Source organism: Luteimonas marina, assembly GCF_007859325.1.
GTDB lineage: Bacteria > Pseudomonadota > Gammaproteobacteria > Xanthomonadales > Xanthomonadaceae > Luteimonas > Luteimonas marina.
The window spans coordinates 1-19,973 of sequence record NZ_VOHK01000010.1; the positions used below are offsets into that span (position 1 = coordinate 1).

The 19,973-nt window shown below is 66.5% G+C and carries 17 protein-coding genes and 1 tRNA gene; 15 read left to right on the plus strand and 3 right to left on the minus strand.

The window, feature by feature from the left end:
* The 11 genes from FQY83_RS16895 to FQY83_RS16945 form a co-directional block, all read left to right on the plus strand.
* Positions 1 to 271: IS3 family transposase (locus FQY83_RS16895; protein WP_146389319.1), on the plus strand; the 271-nt coding region annotated here is incomplete at its 5' end.
* Positions 272 to 739: 468 nt separating this feature from the next.
* The gene (locus FQY83_RS16900; RefSeq protein WP_146389321.1) at positions 740 to 2,056 is read left to right on the plus strand and encodes a CitMHS family transporter; all 1,317 of its coding nucleotides are present in this window, start codon (positions 740 to 742) and stop codon (positions 2,054 to 2,056) included.
* A 93-nt stretch (positions 2,057 to 2,149) separates the two neighbouring features.
* Complete coding sequence (locus FQY83_RS16905) at positions 2,150 to 4,387, plus strand: TonB-dependent siderophore receptor (RefSeq protein WP_146389323.1); 2,238 nt, start codon at positions 2,150 to 2,152, stop codon at positions 4,385 to 4,387.
* Positions 4,384 to 5,565 (plus strand): PstS family phosphate ABC transporter substrate-binding protein, encoded by a 1,182-nt coding sequence (locus tag FQY83_RS16910; RefSeq protein ID WP_238333539.1) that lies wholly within the window; start codon positions 4,384 to 4,386, stop codon positions 5,563 to 5,565. Before FQY83_RS16905 ends, FQY83_RS16910 begins: the two co-directional genes overlap by 4 nt.
* 52 nt (positions 5,566 to 5,617) lie before the next feature.
* On the plus strand, positions 5,618 to 6,580 hold the full coding sequence (locus FQY83_RS16915; RefSeq protein WP_146389325.1) for a YncE family protein: 963 nt from the start codon (positions 5,618 to 5,620) through the stop codon (positions 6,578 to 6,580).
* A 20-nt stretch (positions 6,581 to 6,600) separates the two neighbouring features.
* A complete protein-coding gene (locus tag FQY83_RS16920) occupies positions 6,601 to 8,115 on the plus strand; it encodes a hypothetical protein (RefSeq protein WP_146389327.1) in 1,515 nt (504 codons plus the stop codon).
* Positions 8,116 to 8,220: 105 nt separating this feature from the next.
* Entirely contained in the window at positions 8,221 to 8,931 is a 711-nt protein-coding gene (locus FQY83_RS16925) for a hypothetical protein (protein ID WP_146389329.1), read from the plus strand.
* Positions 8,932 to 8,984: 53 nt separating this feature from the next.
* Positions 8,985 to 9,824 (plus strand): hypothetical protein, encoded by an 840-nt coding sequence (locus FQY83_RS16930; protein ID WP_146389331.1) that lies wholly within the window; start codon positions 8,985 to 8,987, stop codon positions 9,822 to 9,824.
* Positions 9,825 to 10,057: 233 nt separating this feature from the next.
* Positions 10,058 to 12,439, plus strand: coding sequence for an NADP-dependent malic enzyme (locus tag FQY83_RS16935; protein ID WP_146389332.1), 2,382 nt, complete (start codon positions 10,058 to 10,060; stop codon positions 12,437 to 12,439).
* Positions 12,440 to 12,609: 170 nt separating this feature from the next.
* Positions 12,610 to 13,365 (plus strand): hypothetical protein, encoded by a 756-nt coding sequence (locus FQY83_RS16940; RefSeq protein WP_146389334.1) that lies wholly within the window; start codon positions 12,610 to 12,612, stop codon positions 13,363 to 13,365.
* Positions 13,366 to 13,484: 119 nt separating this feature from the next.
* A complete protein-coding gene (locus tag FQY83_RS16945) occupies positions 13,485 to 13,856 on the plus strand; it encodes a hypothetical protein (RefSeq protein WP_146389336.1) in 372 nt (123 codons plus the stop codon).
* A 238-nt stretch (positions 13,857 to 14,094) separates the two neighbouring features.
* Here the strand turns inward: FQY83_RS16945 and FQY83_RS16950 are convergent.
* Positions 14,095 to 14,179, minus strand: a tRNA-Leu gene (locus FQY83_RS16950).
* 115 nt (positions 14,180 to 14,294) lie between these two features.
* Here FQY83_RS16950 and rnr point away from each other — a divergent pair.
* From rnr to sugE, 4 genes are all read left to right on the plus strand, one after another.
* On the plus strand, positions 14,295 to 16,718 hold the full coding sequence (gene rnr, locus FQY83_RS16955) for a ribonuclease R (protein WP_146389339.1): 2,424 nt from the start codon (positions 14,295 to 14,297) through the stop codon (positions 16,716 to 16,718).
* A gap of 134 nt (positions 16,719 to 16,852) precedes the next feature.
* Positions 16,853 to 17,614, plus strand: a complete 762-nt coding sequence (rlmB, locus tag FQY83_RS16960; protein ID WP_146389341.1) for a 23S rRNA (guanosine(2251)-2'-O)-methyltransferase RlmB — start codon at positions 16,853 to 16,855, stop codon at positions 17,612 to 17,614.
* Between the two features lie 16 nt (positions 17,615 to 17,630).
* The gene (locus FQY83_RS16965) at positions 17,631 to 17,894 is read left to right on the plus strand and encodes a CBU_0592 family membrane protein (protein WP_146389343.1); all 264 of its coding nucleotides are present in this window, start codon (positions 17,631 to 17,633) and stop codon (positions 17,892 to 17,894) included.
* Positions 17,895 to 18,009: 115 nt separating this feature from the next.
* Positions 18,010 to 18,330: a quaternary ammonium compound efflux SMR transporter SugE gene (sugE, locus tag FQY83_RS16970; RefSeq protein WP_146389345.1), complete on the plus strand. Its 321-nt coding sequence runs from the start codon at positions 18,010 to 18,012 to the stop codon at positions 18,328 to 18,330.
* Positions 18,331 to 18,366: 36 nt separating this feature from the next.
* Here the strand turns inward: sugE and FQY83_RS16975 are convergent, their stop codons facing one another.
* Together FQY83_RS16975 and rnt are read right to left on the minus strand one after the other, a co-directional pair.
* A complete protein-coding gene (locus tag FQY83_RS16975; RefSeq protein WP_146389347.1) occupies positions 18,367 to 19,164 on the minus strand; it encodes a hypothetical protein in 798 nt (265 codons plus the stop codon).
* A gap of 127 nt (positions 19,165 to 19,291) precedes the next feature.
* Entirely contained in the window at positions 19,292 to 19,936 is a 645-nt protein-coding gene (gene rnt, locus FQY83_RS16980) for a ribonuclease T (protein WP_146389349.1), read from the minus strand.
* Positions 19,937 to 19,973: the final 37 nt, after the last annotated feature.

A 19,973-nucleotide genomic window follows, 5' to 3' on the forward strand; every position in this document is an offset into this window, starting at 1 on the left:
CAGCGACTGGCAGTCGTTCCTGAAGGCGCATCGGATGGTTCCGAGCATGAGCCGTCGCGGCAACTGCCACGACAACGCGGTGGCCGAGAGCTTCTTCAGCGTCCTGAAGAAGGAGCGGATCAAGCGGAGAATCTATCCGACCCGGGCCGCCGCAACCTCGGACGTGTTCGACTACATCGAGATGTTCTACAACCCGGTGCGTCGCCATGGTTCCGCCGGCGACGTCTCACCGGTAGAGTTCGAAAGGCGCTACGCGCAAAGCGGCCGATGAGTGTCTATGAAACCTTGGGCGGTCCAAAACAAGTGACGACGAGCGACGTGAGAACGAGGATGGACGTGTGGGAAGGGCTGCTCATGGCTGTGAAGAACTCCCGTTGTTCCTGATGGTGATGAACGATGGCGAGTCGTCAGGTTGTTCTCGGGCCGCACCGTTCATCTCGAGACATCCAGACGAAGCCCGGAATCCCGGAACTCGTCTTCGCACCGGATCATTAGATGGGTCTGGTGTCACGTAACGACAGTCGTTCGGCAATCGGAATGGCGACGCGATGGGCGACTCGCGCGCCGTCGGAAACGGTGGTTCATTCCGAAAAATGCTGCACTGCAATGTCAGGTGATCGACAGCAACGCATGCCTAGTATTCGTCCGCACCCGCGTGCCCCCGGGGAGTTTCAAGGGGCGACAGGACGGATTCCCGTCGAGGTGCATCGATCCCTGGAGATGGCATGAGGAGCGGACAGTGCTGACCTTGCTCGGTTTTGGAATGGTGATCGTCTTCATGACGCTGATCATGACGAAGCGACTTTCGCCCCTCGTTGCGCTGATCACGATCCCGATCCTGTTTGCGCTCGTCGGCGGCTTCGGCGGGCCGGAGCTGGGCAAGATGATGCTGGAAGGCATCAAGACGCTGGCGCCCACCGGCGTGATGCTGATGTTCGCCATCCTCTACTTCGGCATCATGATCGACGCCGGCCTGTTCGATCCCGTGATCCGCCGGATCGTCAAGGCTGTGGGTGGTGACCCGCTCAAGGTCGTCGTCGGCACCGCCATCCTGGCCGCCTTCGTGTCGCTCGATGGCGATGGTTCCACTACCTATATGATCACGGTCGCCGCGATGCTGCCCCTGTATCGCCGCCTGGGCATGGATGCGCTGAACCTGACCTGCGTGACTATCCTGGCCGGTGGCGTGATGAACCTCACGCCCTGGGGAGGTCCGCTCGCGCGCGCCGCCAGCGCCCTGCACGTCGATCCGTCGGACGTATTCGTGCCGATGATCCCGGCGATGGTCGTGGGCGTGGTAGGCGTGATCGGCCTGGCGTACGTGCTTGGCAAGCGCGAAAGACTGCGCGTCGGCACCATCGACCTGCACGGTTCGCCGGAGATCCAGGACAGCGCGCTGTTGCCGTCCGACGACGGCGAACACCTGGCCCTGAAGCGGCCGCGCCTGCTATGGGTCAATGCACTGCTGACCGCGGCGCTGATGGTGTGCCTGGTGCTGGGCGTGCTGCCGCTGTCGGTGCTGTTCATGGTCGCCTTCTCGATCGCGGTCGTAATCAACTATCCGTGCGTGAAGCTGCAGCGCGAGCGCGTCTCCGAGCACGCAAAGAACGCACTGCCGGTGGTGGCGGTGATCTTCGCAGCAGGTGTATTCACCGGCATTCTTTCCGGTACCGGAATGGTCGACGCCATGTCAGGCAGCTTCCTCGCGGTTATTCCCGATACCTGGGGGCCGTACCTTGCCTCCATCACGGCGCTGGCGAGCATGCCGTTCACCTTCTTCATTTCGAACGACGCCTTCTACTACGGTGTGCTGCCGATCGTTTCCCAGGCCGCCGAGGCCTACGGCATCACGCCAGTCGAGATGGCACGGGCGTCGCTGATCGGCCAACCGGTCCACCTGCTCAGTCCACTGGTGCCTTCGACCTACCTGCTGGTCGGCCTGGCCGGTGTGGAGTTCGGTGACCACCAGAAGTTCACGCTGAAGTGGGCGGTGCTGATCTGCCTGCTGATGATGGCGACCGCCATGGCGTGTGCCGTTTTTCCGCTCGTGCGCTGAGCACGGCAACCTGAAGCAACACTCTCGCCAGGACGGCAGTTCACGAACGTCCATAGCCAATCTTTGTTCTCGATCACCTTGGGAGGGGAGATCATGATCCGCAAGAATCTGCTTACCGCCGCCGTACTGATGAGTCTGATGCAGGGCGTCCAGGCGCAGGATGCAAGCGACGAGGATGCCGCGTCCGGACAGGACGTCGCGACCACCCTGGATTCGGTCAAGGTGCAAGCCAAGTTCATCGCCCATGGCGCCAAGAGCGCCATGAAACAGGATCTGACGGTCATGGAGACGCCGTACTCCGTGGCAGCCTATGGCGATGCGTTCATGAAGGCGATCGAGACCACGAACGTCGCCGACCTGTACAACTACATGACAGGCGTCCGCCGCGGCGGCAACACCGGCTACGACATTTCCATCCGTGGCTTCAAGACCACGCAGGCCGACAAGAACGCGATCATGATCGACGGCATGCCGGGCGTGGCCGGCCGCTTCGGCTCGCCGCCGACGATCGCCGCTGAAAGCGTCGAAGTGGTCAAGGGCCCTGCGTCGATCCTGTACGGCGCCGCGCAGCCAGGCGGTTTCGTCAACATCATCACCAAGAAGCCCAGGGCCAAGTCGGCCGCGCTGCTCGACATCCGTGCCTCGACGTTCTCTGGTGCGGGTTGGTCATTTGGAGATCGCAACGGCTACAACATTGCTGCCGACTTCACTGGACCGATCGATCAAGAGGGGCGCCTGCTGTATCGCCTTGTGGCCGAATACAATGACAAGGACGGCTTCCGCCACAACAGCTGGGACCAGGGCCACTACATCGCCCCCAGCCTGGCCTGGCACCTGACAGACGCGACCCAGATCACCGCCGCGTTCGAATACCGCAAGCGCGAGAACTCCTACGACAACAACCTGCTGGTGGCGCCGAACAAGGATGCCAGGCTGATCGCCGACATCCGCACCCGTTACCAGGAGGTGGGCGACACCGCGGAAGAGGAGGCGTACTCCGGCACGGTCACGCTGTCGCACTACTTCGAGAACGGTGCCATCTTCAACCTGGCCGCGCGCAGCGTCCGCGGCGAGGACTACGCGCAGGGCTTCGACAACGTCAGCGTCCTGGCGGATGGCGTGACCCTGCGTCGCCGCGCGCGCGAGCAGGCCAACGAGCGCAACTACGATTACATCGACAGCAACTTCTCGCAGGTGTTCAATACCGGGTCGGTGGAGCACAAGTTCATCGTCGGTGCGACCTACGGCGTCGACGAGACCGACTTCGAGCGCATCCGCTTCTTCGACTGCCCGGCCGTGGCCACCGATCCCTGCAACGTCAACATCTACAACCCGGTACTGGGCGTGGTGGGGCCGCTGGGCAGCTACCCGACCGCGACCGGCCCGCAGAAGCACCGCAATACCATCAACACCTCCAAGGGCGTCTACGTCTCCGACTTGATGAGCCTGTCCGAGAAGTGGAAGCTCAACCTCGGCCTGCGCTACGCGGACGAGAAGCAGCGCACGCAGGACAAGTTCAATCCACCCCATGTCGTGAGAAAGACTTCGTCGACCGCGGTACTGCCGACGGCCGGCCTGTTGTTCAACCCGGTCCCGCAGCTGACCCTGTATGCCAGCTATGCGACCTCCTATATCCCGCAGGCTGCGGGCGTCCAGGATGCGGCAGGCAACCCCAATCCGTTCGACCCGCAGGAAGGTCGCCAGTACGAGATCGGCGCCAAGGCCGAGCTGCTGGACAACCGCCTGACCACGACCCTGGCCCTGTTCGACATCGAGAAGAGCAACACGATTGCCGCGATCGCGTGCAACGCGGGGGTCTTGGGCAACTGTTCGCAGCAGGTGGGGGGCGAGCGTTCCAAGGGCGGGGAACTGGAGGTCAACTACCAGGTCAATGAGAACTTCCAGCTGATCGGCGGCATCGCCTACACCGATGCCTACGTGTCCGAAACCTTTGCGGCCGGCAACGCCCCGCTGCTGGGTGCGCAGCTGACCAACTCGTCGCTGAAGTCGGCCAACCTCTGGGCGCGCTACGACTTCACCGAAGGCGTCTTGCGCAACTTCGGCATCGGCGCCGGCGTGGCCTACAACAGCGAGGTCGCCGGCAGCCTGCCCAGCGCCAACGATCCGCGGGTGCTGATCCTGCCGTCGTACGTCGTGGCCGATCTGGCGCTCTACTACCGCATCGCCGATCGCTACGACGTGACGCTGAAGGCCGGCAACCTCTTCGACAAGCGCTACTACGAGGGTGTCAACTCGACCACCAACGAGATCGGTGTCGTGCCGGGCATGCCGCGCACCGTCACCCTGTCCGTGAGGATTCCGCTGTGGTGAGCCGTCGCTCCATCTTCAGGTCGCTGATGCTGGCGTGCCTGGCGTTCGCGGGCGCGAATGTCCATGCCGCCGGCAGCGATGCGCACGCGGGGAAGTCCCGCCCGCACACCCCCGGCCTCGTCGAGTGGTCGGCGCCGGCCCTGCCATCGAACCTTCCCCAGACCGAGGAAGAGAAGGAAGCCGGACGCCGCCAGGGGCGGCGGACGCCGACGCCGGAGCTGCTGCAGCCGACGATCGACCGGCAGCTTCCGGCCTACGTGCCGACGCCGGGCGTGCGCCTGTCCGGGACGTTTGCCGGCGGATCTTCCGATGTGCTGGTCGGGCTGGTCGGCATGTGGTTCGAGCGATTCGCGCGTTACCACCCCGACGTCAGGCTGAGCATCGAACCGCCGTTCGCCGGCAGCCTGGGAACGAAGGAGCTCATCAAGGAATCGGTGGACTTCGTATTCGTCTCACGTGAACTCAAGCCGGAAGACCTGGTCGAGTTCGATGCGCGATTCGGATACGCGCCGACGAGCATCCCGATTTCCGGTGGCAGCTATCGGCATTTCGGGTTCCTGGACGCGATGGGCTTCTTCGTGCACCCGGACAACCCGATCCGGCAGCTCAGCTATGAGCAGATCGATGCGATCTACTCGAGCACGCGCCACCGGGGCGGTGATGCGATCACGACCTGGGGCCAGCTCGGCCTGACGGGCGAATGGGCGGACAAGAAGATCGCCGTCCACGGCATCAAGCCCTGGAACGGGTTCGAGGAGTTCATCCGGCAGAAGATCCTGGACAAGGACGGCCGGCGCGGCGAGTGGCGCGACGACATCCATTTCGAGAAGGTCGTCTTCCCGCTGGCGGGGAACGTGGCCGGGGACCGTTACGCCCTGGGCTATTCCGGCCTGGCCTACATCGATGCCCCGGTGCGGATGCTTCCTCTGGTCGAAGTTGCGGGAAGTGCCGCGGTGGCGCCGACCTACGAGAACGTCGCGCTCGCGACATACCCGCTGACGCGATTGGTGTACTTCAACGTCAACAAGGCTCCGGGCAAGCCGCTTCCGCCCGCGCTTGCCGAGTTCGTGCGCTTCCTGCTGAGCAGGGAAGGGCAGGAGGTCGTCCGCGAGCACGGGATCTTCCTGCCGCTGCGCGAATCGCAGGCCGCGCCCGGTCGCCAGACGCTGGGCGACTGATTGCCGCTCCCTCCCCCAATCGGCTTGGACCATGATCATCACAGGATCTACCATGAGAGCGATACATGCTGTACTGACGTCGCTGGTGCTTGCAGCGGCGTGCGTTCCCGCCACCGTATCGGCGCAGGACTACAAGGTTGTTTCCACCTTGCAGGGCGCGGGCCCGGCGCAAGCGCTCGCGGTCGATGCCCAGGCACGACGCCTTTATGCGGGACGGCAGGGCGGAGTGGACGTCTTTGATATCGACAGTGGCTCGAAGACCGGGTCGGCCGCCGTCGACGGCAACGTCGGTGGTCTGGCGTTGGCGCCCGACCTGCGTCGCGGTTACGCCACCAGCGTGGACCGCAGCTCGGTCGTGATCTTCGACCTGGACACGTTGGCCGTCGTGAAGACCGTGTCGTCCGGCGGCAAACAGCCGCGTGAACTCGAGTACGACCCGCGCGCCGGTGCTGTCTATGTCTCCAACGCGGGCGACGGCCGGCTTGCAGTGATCGACGCGAAGAGCGGTGCGGCCAAGGGGTCGCTTGCGCTTGGCGGACGGCTGCGCCAGGCATCCGCCGATGGCCGCGGCAACCTGTTCGTTGCTGACGAGGCGAGGGATTTGCTGCACGTGGTCGACACGGCTTCGTTGACTTCGCTGGGCGTGATTTCGGTGTGGCCGGGCAAGGCGCCCACCGCTCTGGTCAATGACGTGAAAGAGCGTCGCATTTATGTCGCCACGGGCAACAGCAAGATGGTCGTGGTCGATCCGGATCCGGGTCAGATGTTGAGCGTGGTCGACACCGAGGGTACCGGTGCCGCCGGTATCGCCATCCAGTACGCGCCCGCGCGCCTGGTGCGTCTGTTCATGCCCAATGCGGACGGCACGCTGGACGTGGTGCAGAACGCGAAGCTGACGGCGACCCTCGAGGCCAGCGTGCCGAAGGCGGCAGGCGGCACGGCCGCGGCTTTCGACGAGAAGACCGGCCGCGCCTTCGTCGCGGGACCCAACGGCATCCAGGTGATCTGCAAGTGAACGCATATCGAGACTTTCCCATGTTCAAGACTCTCCGCTATTTCGTGTTGGTCGCCTTCTGCGTGGTGGCCGCGCCGGCGATTGCCCAGGAAGCCGTGCGCGACGATGCGCTGCAGGGCAAGCAGGTGCTGTTCGTGGTCGGGCAGACCGGCAAGGGCGTGCCAAACGACGATCCCCTGATCCGCGACCACCTGGGGACGCTGGGCGCCAGGGTCACGATGGCCGCCGCGACCGATCCCGCCACCGCGGCCTCGGGCAAGGATCTCATCCTGATCTCGTCCACGGTCAACGCCCGCGAATTGGGCACCAGGTACCGGGATGCGAAGGTGCCGGTGGTGACGTGGAGCGCCTACAGCTTCCCGTTGCTGGGCATGACCGGCGACAAGCTGCACGAGGACTTCTCGGTCGTGCGCGAGAAGCCGTTCCACAACGAGAACCACGCCGACTACTACGCGCACGCCACCAGTTCGACCAACGCGATCCTGAAGGCCGCGAAGCTTCCGCACGGCATGTTTGCCCCGCTGCTGTTCAGCGGCGGCGTGACCGATCCGAGCTGGGGAAAGCCGAGCCGTGGCGCCGACATCGCGGTGGTGTTCGGCGGCGATCTCGACCAGGCCGCGGTCTTCTCCTACGAACGCGATGCGCTGATGATCGGCGAGGCGGTGGCGCCGGCACGCCGTGTGGGCCTGTTCCTCGGCCACAACAGCTGGTCGATCCTGTCCGACGCCCAGGGACCGGCCGCCAAGGATCCGAAGGAGTTCGCGTGGTTCGGTGGACGACGCCTGTTCGACGCTGCGCTGCGCTGGGCGGTCAGTCCGCCGCAGACCCGCGTCACCGCCTCGCGCGAGCAGCAGCGGGCGGCGCTCGAACGTCTCGCGCGAGGCAAGAAGGTGCTGTTCGTCCGCCGCTATGACCTGCCGTGGCCGGAAAACGAGGCCTCCGACCATGCCCAGCTGGCCTGGCTGAAGTCGCTTGGCTTCGACGTGAGCACGGCCGACCACATGGAGCCCGACAGTCGCGCCCAGGGCATGGATCTGGTGATCGTCTCGGCGAGCACCAACAAGTACAAGCTGGGCATCAAGTACGCCGACGCGAAAATCCCGGTCCTGCTGCTGGAAGCGAAGGCCGTGGACGCGCTCGGCATGGTGAGCCGTCGCCGCAACACCGATTACGGCGTCAACGACCACAAGGAAAGCCTGTACCCGCCGGAAAACTACGTGAACCTGGTGCGCTCGTACCATCCGATCGGCGCGGGCCTGCCGCCGGGCCAGTTGAAGCTGTACAAGACGCCCGGCGTGCTGGCGTGGTCGCGTCCGCCGGCTGGCGCGCAGGTGATCGCCACGATCCCCAACCAGCCCGAGCACGCCACCCTGTTCGCTTTCGAGAAGGGCGCGACGATGGCCAATGACATGGTCGCGCCCGGGCGTCGCGTGCTGTTCCCGCTCGATGCGCCGCGATTCCCCGACCTGACTGAAGACGGCCTGGCGGTGTATGGCGCCACCCTGCAGTGGCTGCTTTCGCCGCCGGCGCCCTGAGCGTCCGGTTCGCAGCCCCCTTGGCGTGGCGCCGGGCCCCGTCTACCGGCGCCACGCATTTTCTTTCGGCAATTGCCGCGTTCCACTTCGCAGAGGTTACGAATCATGGCAAGCAAGGCCCGCATCAAACGATTCATCTCCACCGCGCTCATGGGCACCGCATTGTTCGTTGCCGGCATGGGTGCTGCTTCCGCCGGCTCGGCCAGCGACATGATCGTCGTCGTGCCCGAGGGCACTGCGAAACCCGCGGCGCTGTCGGGACAGGTCGCCCACTGGCGCCAGCAACTCGGCGCGTCGAACGTCGTATGGGTCGACAGCCTGAAGCGGGACAAGCCGTCCGGCTTCGCGTCCATGGCGGTACTCAACTTCAAGGAGCCCAGGCAGCTGGAGGCCTGGAATAAGTCCGGCGCGGCTGTGCTGCCGGCGTCCCTGCAGGTTGTCGCGGCCGACGTGCTCGCCAGGGGCGGAAGCGTGCCGACAAACGCGCCCATGTACAAGATCAGCTATTACAAGCCGACGTCATCGCGCAAGGATATCCAGGCGTGGGTGGACGGGTATCTGAAGAAGTATCTCGATGCCCAGGTCGAGAACGATATCCTGACGCGCTATGCGATGTACCTGGAGGAAGGCAAGGACGGTCGCCTTCTGCTCGTGCTGGAGTACACCGACGCTGCCGTCGAACAGCATGCCGAGCCGATCAAGGCCAAGCTCAGCGAAGACATCGCGCGCGTCGATGCCGAATACGCCCGCCAGTCCGACCTCAAGGAATCCCTGCGCGTGACCCAGAGCTGGACGCTGGCCGTCCCGACGAACTGATTAGCGCGCGTTGACGAGCAGGGCGTGAGTCAGGGCCGTATGGCCCGGTATGAATGAACAACCAATACAGCGAGGAGAAGACGATGAAAATTCAATCCGGAAACAACGTGAACAAGATGTTCGGACTCATGCTGGCATGCATGGCGATGGCCGCATGCGGCAACAGGGAGGCGCCTGTGCCGGCTCCAGACCAGGGCGCGGCGCAGCCGGCGGCCACGGCGGCCCAGGCACCTGACGCCACGCCGGCCAACGTCATCTTGTGGTCGCCGCCGGGCAAGACTGCGCCGGCCGACTTCGCGCAGCGCTTGCGCGCGCTGCAGGACGACGGGGCCGCCTCCGAGGTGCGCGTAGTGAAGGAGTACGAGCATGAAGTGAAGGAAGGCTACGGTCCCGGCTTCGACGAGTTGGCGATCGTGCAGTTCCCGAGCGAATTGGCCTACGAGCAGTGGAAGGCCAGTCCGGCGTCCGATTTCGGCGCCGACGTGATCACCAGTCGCGTCGACGTCACCACCGAGCGCCGCAGCAGGAAGAACGATCCTAATCGATCGATCTACGTGGTCAGCCAGTACGAGACGTTCGTGTCGCCTGAGGCGTACAGGATCTACTCGGAGGACTACATCAATCCGAACATGGACAACCAGTATCACTCTGGCATCATGACCCGCTACACGATGTACCTGGAACGTGAAGCCACGGGCGGCCTGGAGCATCCCCGCGCGTTCCTGGTGACCGAGTATGCCAGCCAGTCCGAGTTCGATCGCAAGGCTTCGGTCAAGGATCCGTACAAGGCACTGCTGCTGTCGGGCACCCATCCGGAGTGGGCCCGCCTGAACGTGGAGAAGAAGAAGATGCGTCGGGACTTCACCGAGTCCTACGCCAAGCCGGTTCTGTAACCAGACGGACGAGGATTCGATCCGCTCTCTCCCCACTTTCCCCCGCCCCGCAAGTGGCGGGGGTTTTCTTACCGGCGATCGTGTATTCGTTCCGGAACCGTGCGCGGGCGCCAGCCCGGCAACGATCGGCGTGATCGGACTGCAGCGCGTGTTCATCCAACCTGCAAGTGAGTGCGGCCAACCGGCATGGCCGTCATGCCCTTCGAATCCTACGTGAGGCAGTGGCACCCACGATGTCCGACGAGTCGTCCAACAGCACCGAAAGCGCGCAGGAATTCCGCCAGGCCGCGCTCGACTACCACCGCCTCGCGCCCAAGGGCAAGATCAAGGTCGTCGCGACCAAGCCGATGCTGACCCAGCGCGACCTGGCGCTGGCGTACTCGCCGGGGGTGGCCTACGCCTGCGAGGAGATCGCGGCCGACCCGAGCAAGGCCAGCGAGTACACCGCGCGCGGCAACCTGGTGGCGGTGATTTCCAACGGCACCGCGGTGCTGGGCCTGGGCGACATCGGCCCGCTGGCGGGCAAGCCGGTGATGGAAGGCAAGGGCGTGCTGTTCCAGAAGTTCGCCGGGATCGACGTGTTCGACATCGAGATCGACGAGCGCGACCCGGACAGGCTGGTCGACATCATCGCCAGCCTCGAACCGACCTTCGGCGGCATCAACCTCGAGGACATCAAGGCGCCGGAGTGCTTCATCGTCGAGCGCAAGCTGCGCGAGCGGCTCAACATCCCGGTGTTCCACGACGACCAGCACGGCACCGCGATCATCGTCGGCGCGGCGGTGGCCAACGCGCTGGAGATCGCCGGCAAGGACATCGCGCAGGTGCGCGTGGCCACCACCGGCGCCGGCGCGGCCGGCATCGCCTGCCTGGACATGCTGGTGGCGCTGGGGCTCAAGCCCGAGCACATCACCGCCTTCGACCGCGGCGGCGTGATCCACACCGGGCGCGATGACCTGGACGAGGCCAAGCGCCGCTACGCGCGCGACACCGAGCAGCGCACGCTGGCCGAGATCGTCGCCGGCGCCGACATCTTCCTCGGCCTGTCGGCCGGCGGCATCCTGACGCCTGCGATGGTCGCGACGATGGCCGACAGGCCGATCATCCTCGCCCTGGCCAACCCCTACCCGGAGATCCTGCCGGAGGAGGCGAAGGCGGTGCGCCCGGACGTGATCATCGCCACCGGGCGCTCGGACTACCCCAACCAGGTCAACAACGCGGTCTGCTTCCCGTACATCTTCCGCGGCGCGCTGGACGTGGGCGCGACCGGGATCAACGAGGCGATGAAGCTGGCCTGCGTGAAGGCGATCGCGGCGCTGGCCAAGAGCGAGGCCAGCGACCTGGGCGCGGCCTACGGCGAGGAGATCCCGAGCTTCGGCCCGGAGTACATCATCCCGCGCCCGTTCGACCCGCGGCTGCTGACCCAGCTGTCGCCGTGCGTGGCGCAGGCGGCGATGGACTCGGGCGTGGCGACACGGCCGATCGAGGACATGGCCGGCTACCGCGAGAAGCTGGGCCAGTTCATCTACCGCACGGGCCTGGTGATGAAGCCGGTGTACGACCGCGCCAAGGCCGACCGCCAGCGCGTGGTCTACGCCGAGGGCGAGGAGGAGACCGTGCTGCGCGCGGTGCAGACGATCGTCGACGAGGGCCTGGCCTTCCCGATCCTGATCGGCCGCCCGGACGTGATCGAGATGCGCATCCAGCGGCTGGGCCTGCGCCTGCGCATGGGCGAGGATTTCGAGGTCACCAACGTCAACGACGACCCGCGCTTCAACGACTACTGGCAGTTCTACCATGGCATGACGTCGCGGCGGGGCGTCACGCAGGCGGCCGCCAAGAACCTGATGCGATCTCGCCCGACGCTCATCGCGGCGGTGATGGTTGCCCGCGGCGAGGCCGACGCGATGATCACCGGTCTGGTCGGTCGCTTCCACAAGAAGCTCGGCTACGTGCGCAGCGTCATTCCCCTCGATCCCGGTGTGCGGTCCACGTCCGCCATGACCGGCGTGATCAACGGCCACGGCGTCTGCTTCTTTCTGGACACCCATGTCCATGACGACCCGAGCGCGGAACAGATCGCCGAGGCGACGCTGCAGGCCGCATATCGCCTGAAGCTGCTGGGTGTCGAGCCGAAGATCGCCCTGCTGTCGCATTCGAACTTCGGCGGGCACGCGACGGCGGGATCCCTGAAGATGAGGAGGGTCCGGGAGCTGCTGCTCGACGCCATGCCGGACCTGAACGTCGACGGCGAGATGCAGGGTGACCTCGCGTGGGACGAGGTACTGCGGGAAAGCATCATGCCCGGCAGCAGCCTGAAGGGGCGTGCCAATCTCTTCGTCATGCCCAACCTCGATGCGGCCAACATCGCCTACAACATGGTCCGCGTGGTCACCGACGGCGTGGCGATCGGCCCGATCCTGATGGGGCTGTCCAGGCCGGTGCACATCCTGACCACCAGCGCCACGCCCAGGCGCGTCGTCAACATGACCGCCGTCGCTGCCGTCGATGCCCAGATCAGGGAGCAGCGCCGGCGCCAGGAGCAGGCCATGCGCCAGGAAGAGTCCCGGCGCTATCAGCATCGCTTCGAGAGCGCGATGCGTGCCAGGAAATGAAGCCGGGTTCCGACGCATGCGGATCTTTTGCGGCACGGTGGATGGCCCGGCAACGCGCGCTGCTGCCCGTTGCGACGAATGCATGTTCCGGAACCTGACCCGGCGCATCAGCCGGATGTCAGTTGCCGGTTGCTAGAAGGATCCGTGAGTTCAACAACGGATCCCACGCAATGAAATCAATCGACGATTCCCGTTTGCGGATGTCGATCGCAGTTGCTCTGATCGGCATGCTTGCGATGCACGAAGCCGTCGCCGGCCCCTGGGAAGTTGGTGGCCTGGGGATCGACAAGACCCGCAAGGTGAAGATCGAGGCCGCGTTACGCGACAACGGGGAGTCGAAGGCTTGGGCGTGGCCCGTTTTCGGATATGCCCATCCGCTAAGCGAGCGTACTTCCGTCGAAGTCGGCTATGGCTACGGCATGATCGAGCATGCGTCCTACAGAAGCCATGGCGGGCGTGACCTGGACCTCAAGCTGAAGTACCAGATCGCCACCCAATCGGCGGACAGGCTCGCCTGGCTGTTCGAGCCCAAGCTGAGCGTTCCGGTCGGAGACGAGGCCAGCGGCATCGGGCGTGGGAAGTACGTGGTCGAACTTCCCATCCGAGCGGGGAAGAAGACGGGAAGGGTCACCTATACCGCCGAACTGCGCTACACGCATGTCTTCGGCGCGTCGAGCACGCAGCAGCTCGTCGGGGTCGGCGGGCTGGTCGAGTTCGAACCGACGGAACGATGGGTCGTCGGCATGGATGTCTTCGCCGACGCGCCGGCCGGAGGAAACCAGGGCGTGCATTCCAGGGCGAACCTGGCGGGGAAATGGCGTCCCAATGCCGTGTTTGAAGTGCAGGCGCTGATAGGAAGGACGCTGTCGAACGAACGCGGGCCGTCCCAGACCTCCTACAAGCTGGTCCTCGAGCACAAGTTCTAGCCCGTGTTGTTCCTTGTCGCGCAGCTGACATCCAGCTGACGGAAGTGATGCGTGGGATGTCAGGCGGGGTCCGGTACAACAACCGTGCCGAATCTGGCGAATGCCCAAGGAGAAATGACATGAACACCGGTTTTAAGTCGCTGTCGATCACCGCCGTGTTGGTCCTTGCCGGCGGCCTCGGTACTGGACCGACCGCAGCCCAGGGATTGGGCCATCATCCCGGTGCGGCGACAGCAAACCAGTTCGCGAATGTACGGGTCCTTTCGTTCGAACAGCTCGAACGCATCGCAGCCAGGGAAGTCCCGCACATCACCGAACTCGAGATCAAGGACCTGACGCTCAAGGTCAAGGGCTACGATGCGCAGGGAATGAAGCTGGACGTCCTGCTGGATCGTCGCGACGGCTACGTGCTGTCCCGGCGCGTGAAGTATCCGAAGCACATGCAGCGCTACGCGCCTGCCGGGGCAATTCCGCCCGTCATCACCCGCTGACGCCGTCGGCGGTCCGGCAGGGAAGCCTCCGTCGCTGCCGGGACTCCCCTCGGTTCGTGCCGCGTCGTGCGCGCCGGAACGGGCCGCCATCGAGGGGTCGCCATCGAGGCCCCGGCGGTCGCCGCCGGCTTCGGTCCGGGGTCGGCCGCAACTGCTGGGAAAAACAACAAAAAACCCCGCAATTTGCGGGGTTTTTCAATTGCCCCGGACGCTCTCGGACGTCTTCGGACTGACCCTGTGGTGCCCGGGAGAGGACTCGAACCTCCACGGTTTTACCCGCTAGTACCTGAAACTAGTGCGTCTACCAATTCCGCCACCCGGGCAGGTGGGCCGCGTATGTTGCAGTGCGGGGGCGGCAAAGTCAACGTGTCCGCCGCGTGTCTTTCCGTCGTCGTTTTTGTACCGGGCGCACACGCCGCCCCGTGTACCATGCCGCCGATGGCGAAAACGACAGGCAAGCGCGGCGCGGGCCGCAATCCGGGGCGGGGTGGCAAGGCGGCTCCGGGCAAGGGCAAGCCGGGGGCGTCGGCGACCGGCAAGCGCAAGGCGGCGCTGCCGGGCTGGCTGCCGGATCTCCCCGCGCAAACAGCGGGGAAGGCCGGCGGCGCGAAGGCGGGCGGGCGTCCGCCGCCGCGGTCGCGGGGGTTCGAGGATCCCCATGCGCGGCGCGAGGCCGAGCGCTATGCGCAGCCGATCGCCAGCCGCGAGGCGATCCTGCAACTGCTGGCGGCGGCCGATGGTCCGTTGACCGGGCAGGCGTTGGCCGAACGCCTGGACCTCACCGCACCCGACCGCGCCGAAGCGCTGGCCAAGCGCCTGGCGGCGATGGTCCGCGACGGCCAGTTGCTGCAGAACCGCCGTGGCGGCTACGTGCCGGCCGAGCAGCTGGACCTGATCGCGGGCACGGTGATCGCAAACCCGGACGGCTTCGGCTTCCTGCGCCCCGACAGCGGCGTCGGCGACGACCTGTTCCTGCCGCCGGCGGAAATGCGCAAGGCCATGCACGGCGACCGGGTGATGGGCAGCGTCACCGGCCTCGATCGCCGTGGCCGTCGCGAGGGCGTGATCGTCGAGGTGCTCGAGCGCCGGCTCAACCGCCTGATCGGTCGCTTCACCGTCGACTCCGGCATCAGCTACGTGGTGCCGGACGACCGCCGCATCCAGCGCAACATCCAGATCCCGTCCGACGCGCGCCTGCAGGCGCAGCACGGGCAACTGGTGGTCTGCGAGATCACCACGCCCGCCGAAGACCGCCGCCCGCCGATCGGCAAGGTGCTGGCGGTGCTGGGCGATGCGCTGACGCCGTCGCTGGTGGTGGAGGCGGCGATCCACGGTCACGAGCTGCCGCACGAGTTCCCGCCCGCGGTGCTGGCCGAGGCCTCGGCGGTGCCGCTGGAGGTCGATGCCGCGACCGCGGCCGCGCGCGTCGACCTGCGCGCGCTGCCGCTGGTCACCATCGACGGCGAGGACGCGAAGGACTTCGACGACGCGGTGTACTGCGAGCCCAACCGCAACGGCTTCCGGCTGGTCGTCGCCATCGCCGACGTGTCGAGCTACGTGCGCCCGGGCACGCCGCTCGACGACGAGGCCCAACTGCGCGCGACCAGCGTGTATTTCCCCGGCTTCGTCGTGCCGATGCTGCCCGAGACCCTGTCCAACGGCATCTGCTCGCTCAACCCGAAGGTCGACCGCCTGTGCTTTGCCTGCGACATGCAGGTCGACCGCGACGGCGAGGTGGTCAAGTCGAAGTTCTACGAGGCGGTGATGCGCTCGCACGCGCGCCTGACCTATACCCAGGTGTGGAAGGCGGTGGGCGAGGGCGACGCGGAGGCGCAGGCGCAGGTCGGCGCGCTGATGCCGCAGGTCGAACGCCTGCACCAGCTCTACCAGGTGCTGGCGAAGGCGAGGGCGAAGCGCGGCGCGATCGAGTTCGAGTCCTCGGAAGTGCGCTTCGTGCTCGACAACCGCGGCGAAGTTACCCAGGCGGGGATGCTGGTGCGCAACGACGCGCACAAGCTGATCGAGGAGTGCATGATCGCGGCCAACGTCGAGGCGGCGAAGTTCCTGCTGGAGGCGAAGGTCCCGGCACCGTACCGCATCCACGACAAACCGCCGGAATCCAAGTACGCCGACCTGCTGGAATTCCTCAAGGAGTTCGCGCTGCGCATGCCGCCGTGGGCGAAGCTGCAGCCCAAGGATTTCGCCAGCCTGCTCAAGAAGGTGCGCGACCGCCCCGACGCGACCCTGCTCGAATCGGTGATCCTGCGCAGCCAGAGCCAGGCCGTGTATTCGCCGGAGAACATCGGCCACTTCGGCCTCGCGCTGCAGGCCTACGCGCATTTCACCTCGCCGATCCGGCGCTATCCGGACCTGCTCGTGCACCGTGCGATCAAGCACGCGCTGGCGCGCGGCAAGCGCGACGGCTTCCACACGCCGCGCGAGATGGCGACGCTGGCGCTGCAGTGCTCCGAGCGCGAGCGCCGCGCCGACGAGGCCGAGCGCGAGGTCGACGAGCGCTACCGCGCGGCGTGGATGGAGCAGCACGTCGGCGGCGAGTTCGACGGCACGATCAGCGGGGTGACCAGCTTCGGCCTGTTCGTCGAGCTGGACCAGTCCAAGGTCAACGGCCTGGTCCACGTCACCCAGCTGCCCAACGACTTCTACCACTTCGACCCGGTGCGCAAGACGCTCACCGGCGAGCGCATGGGCCGCGAGTTCCGCCTCGGCGACCGCGTGCGCATCGTGGTGCTCAAGGCCAGCCTGGAGGAGCGCAAGATCGACTTCCGGCTGGCGGAGGAGCGCGGCGCGAAGGCGCCGCCGCCGCGCGGGCAGCCGGCGAAGCGCAGTAAACAGAAATACTGAGCGGTTCACCCGTCATCCCGGCGAACGCCGGGATCCATGTTGACGTTGCGCTTGCCCTTCAATGAAACAGCAACAGCACAATGGATCCCGGCGTTCGCCGGGATGACGACCGATACGGTGATTGACGAAACGACATGTCCAAACAGAACCAATGGATCGTCGGCATCAACGCGGTCGCCTCGGCGGTCGAGCACGATGCCGAACACGTGCGCGAGGTGCTGGTCGAGGCCGGCGCGAAGAATCCGCGGCTGGCCGAGATCGAGCAGCAGGCGCGCCGCCGCGACATCGAGGTGCGCCGGGTCGCGCAGCAGGCGCTGGACGGCGTCTCCGGCGGCACCCGCCACCAGGGTGTGGCAGCGCGCTACGCCGCGGCGAAGACCTGGGATGAGCACGATCTCGAAGCGCTGGTCGAACAGGCGCAGGGCAGGGCGCTGCTGCTGGTGCTCGACGGCGTGCAGGATCCGCACAACCTCGGCGCCTGCCTGCGCAGCGCGGCCGCCGCCGGCGCCACGGCGGTGGTGATCCCGAAGGACAAGGCGGTGCAGGTCAACGCCACGGTGCGCAAGACCTCCGCGGGTGCGGCCGACAGCGTGCCGGTGGTGCGCGTGACCAACCTGTCGCGCACGCTTTCCGAGTTGCAGAAGCTCGGCGTCTGGATCTACGGCCTCGTTGGCGGTGCGGGCGCGTCGCTCTATGCGCTGGATCTCAAGGGCAACGTCGCGCTGGTGCTGGGCGGCGAAGCCGATGGCCTGCGCCGGCTGACCCGTGAACACTGCGACCAGCTGGTGTCGATCCCGATGCCGGGCGTGGAAACTTCGCCGGGCGTGGAGAGTCTGAACGTATCCGTGGCCGCGGGCGTGACGCTGTTCGAGGCGGTGCGCCAGCGGATGGGCTAGAGGACGGAGGAAGGCGATGGCGGTGCTGGACTCGCTGCGGTGGCAGGACTGGCTGGGCCTGACGGGCGCCTGCCTGCTGCTGCTGTCGCTGTTCCTGCACTCGTTCGCACCGGGAGCGCAGGGCGGACGCTGGCGCGCGCTGTTGGGGCTGGTTGGCGCCGCGGCGCTGTTGCCGTCGGCGTGGCAGGCGTTCCGGGCACCGTTGTTCTTCCTGCTGGTGGGCTGGGTGCTGGTGTGCGCGTATCGCCTCGCGCGTGCACCGCGCAATGGCATCGGTTGAGTCGCCGGGTTACGCGCGGGTCAGGCGCCCGTGGGACAATGACTTGGTGCGGGGACGACCCCGCGCCTCGCGCCAGTTCCGGGGACGACCCCATCGATCGATGGAGGTCAAGCACATGCCCTGGATCATCCTCGTCCTCGCGGGCCTGTTCGAAATCGGCTGGGCGATCGGACTCAAGTACACCGACGGTTTCACCCGCCTGTGGCCGACGCTCGGCACCGTCGCGGCGATGGTCGTCAGCCTGTCGCTGCTGGGCATCGCGATGAAGTCGCTGACGGTGGGCACTGCCTACGCGGTCTGGGTGGGCGTGGGCGCGGTCGGCACCGCGATCCTCGGCATCGTGCTGCTGCAGGAGCCGGCGAACGCCGGTCGATTGATCAGTCTGGGGCTGATCGTGGCCGGAATCGTGGGGCTGAAGCTGGCGACGCCGGGCTGACGCGATCCGTCGCGTCGCGGCGTCGCTACGCGCGATTCAGTCCCCGTCCTGCCCGCGATGGTCGCGCTTGCCCTGGTTGATGCGGTCGCGGGTGCTGATGCTGCCCTGGATCGCAGGAATCCGCGCCTCCGCCGCGTGCAGCCGCTTTGCGCGGCGTGCGGCGCTGTCGGACTGGTAGCCCGGCGCGCCCGCGCCCGGTTCGTTGCCCGGCGTGGCCTCCCATGGCCTGGGTTCGAGTTCACGTGCATGCTTGGCTTCGAGCAGGGCGCGGGTCTGCGCCAGCGCCTGTTCCGGCGTGATGCGGCGCTTGCGTGCGGCCTTGCGGGCAGGCTTGCCGGCGGATGTATTCGCGGACGTGGCCTTGCGCGCGCCTGCGCGCTTCGTGGCCGCTGCGCGGGGCGCCTTGTCCTCGCCGGCGCGGCGTGCCGCCCGGCGGGGCGTTGGCCGCTTCGTCGCGGTCGTGGCCGTTCGGGTGGTCGTCCGTTTCGTCGCGGGAGCCTTGGCGCGTTTCGCGGCGGCCTTCGCCTCCCGTTCCACCTCTCGCAGGCGGGTCTCGAAGCGCTTGAGGATGTCCGCCAGCAGCTCGGCCTTGTCCTTGCTGCGCTGGTTGGCAACGCCGCTGCGGCCGCGCTTGCTGCCGGTGCGCTCGCGCGAGGCCAGCTTGTGCTTCTGCACGAGGTCGCGCGCACGATCGCGTGCGGTGCGTGCGCGGGTGACGCGCGAGGCCAGCGCTTTCGCATCGAGCTGCCGCAGGCCGTTGATCCGGCTGTCGTCGTACAGCGCCATTTCCTTCTGGTTGAGCAGTTGGGTCGCCTTCGCGCGGGTGATCGGCATCGCACTGGTCTCCTCGTTGCGGACGAGGGCAGTGGAACACAGGCGATGTTCAGTCCAGGTCGAGGCGCCGCACGGGCGTGCGGACACCGGCGGTGTCCGCAGCGTGCGCTGCAGCCGGGATCGGCGGTCAGGTGCGGTTCGGTGCGGGCCAGGCGTTGACAACGGTGCAGAACAGCCTGGCGGTCTGCTCGGCGTCGTACAGCGCCGAATGTGCGTCCTCGCTGCTCCAGGAAAAGCCCGCGGCCTGCACCGCGCGCGCGAGCACGGTCTGGCCGTAGGCGACGCCGGCCAACGTGACCGTGTCGAACACGCTGAACGGGTGGAACGGATTGCGCTTGTGGCCGCTGCGCGCGACCGCGGCGTTGACGAAGTTCAGGTCGAAGTGCGCGTTGTGGCCGACCAGGATCGCGCGCTGGCAGCCGTGCTTCTTCACCGCAGTGCGCACTGCGGCGAAGACGTGCTCCAGCGCCTCGCGCTCGGGCTTGGCGAAGCGGAACGGATGGTCGAGGTCGATCCCGGTTACTTCCAGCGACTGCGGGTCGATGTCGGTGCCGGGCGCCGGCACGACGTGCGCGCTCGCCGATTCGCCGAGCACCAGGGCGTTGTCGTCGCCGACGTCGATCGGCACGACCGCGATTTCGAGCAGCGCATGGCGGTTCCAGTCGAAGCCGCCGGTCTCGACGTCGACGACCACGGGCAGGTAGCCGCGGAAGCGTTTCGCCAGGAGGCTGGGGGTGTTCGCCGGGTGCGACGTCGCGAGCGTATCGGTCATGCGGCAAGCCTAGCAGAGGGATTGCCGCGCGGCGGCG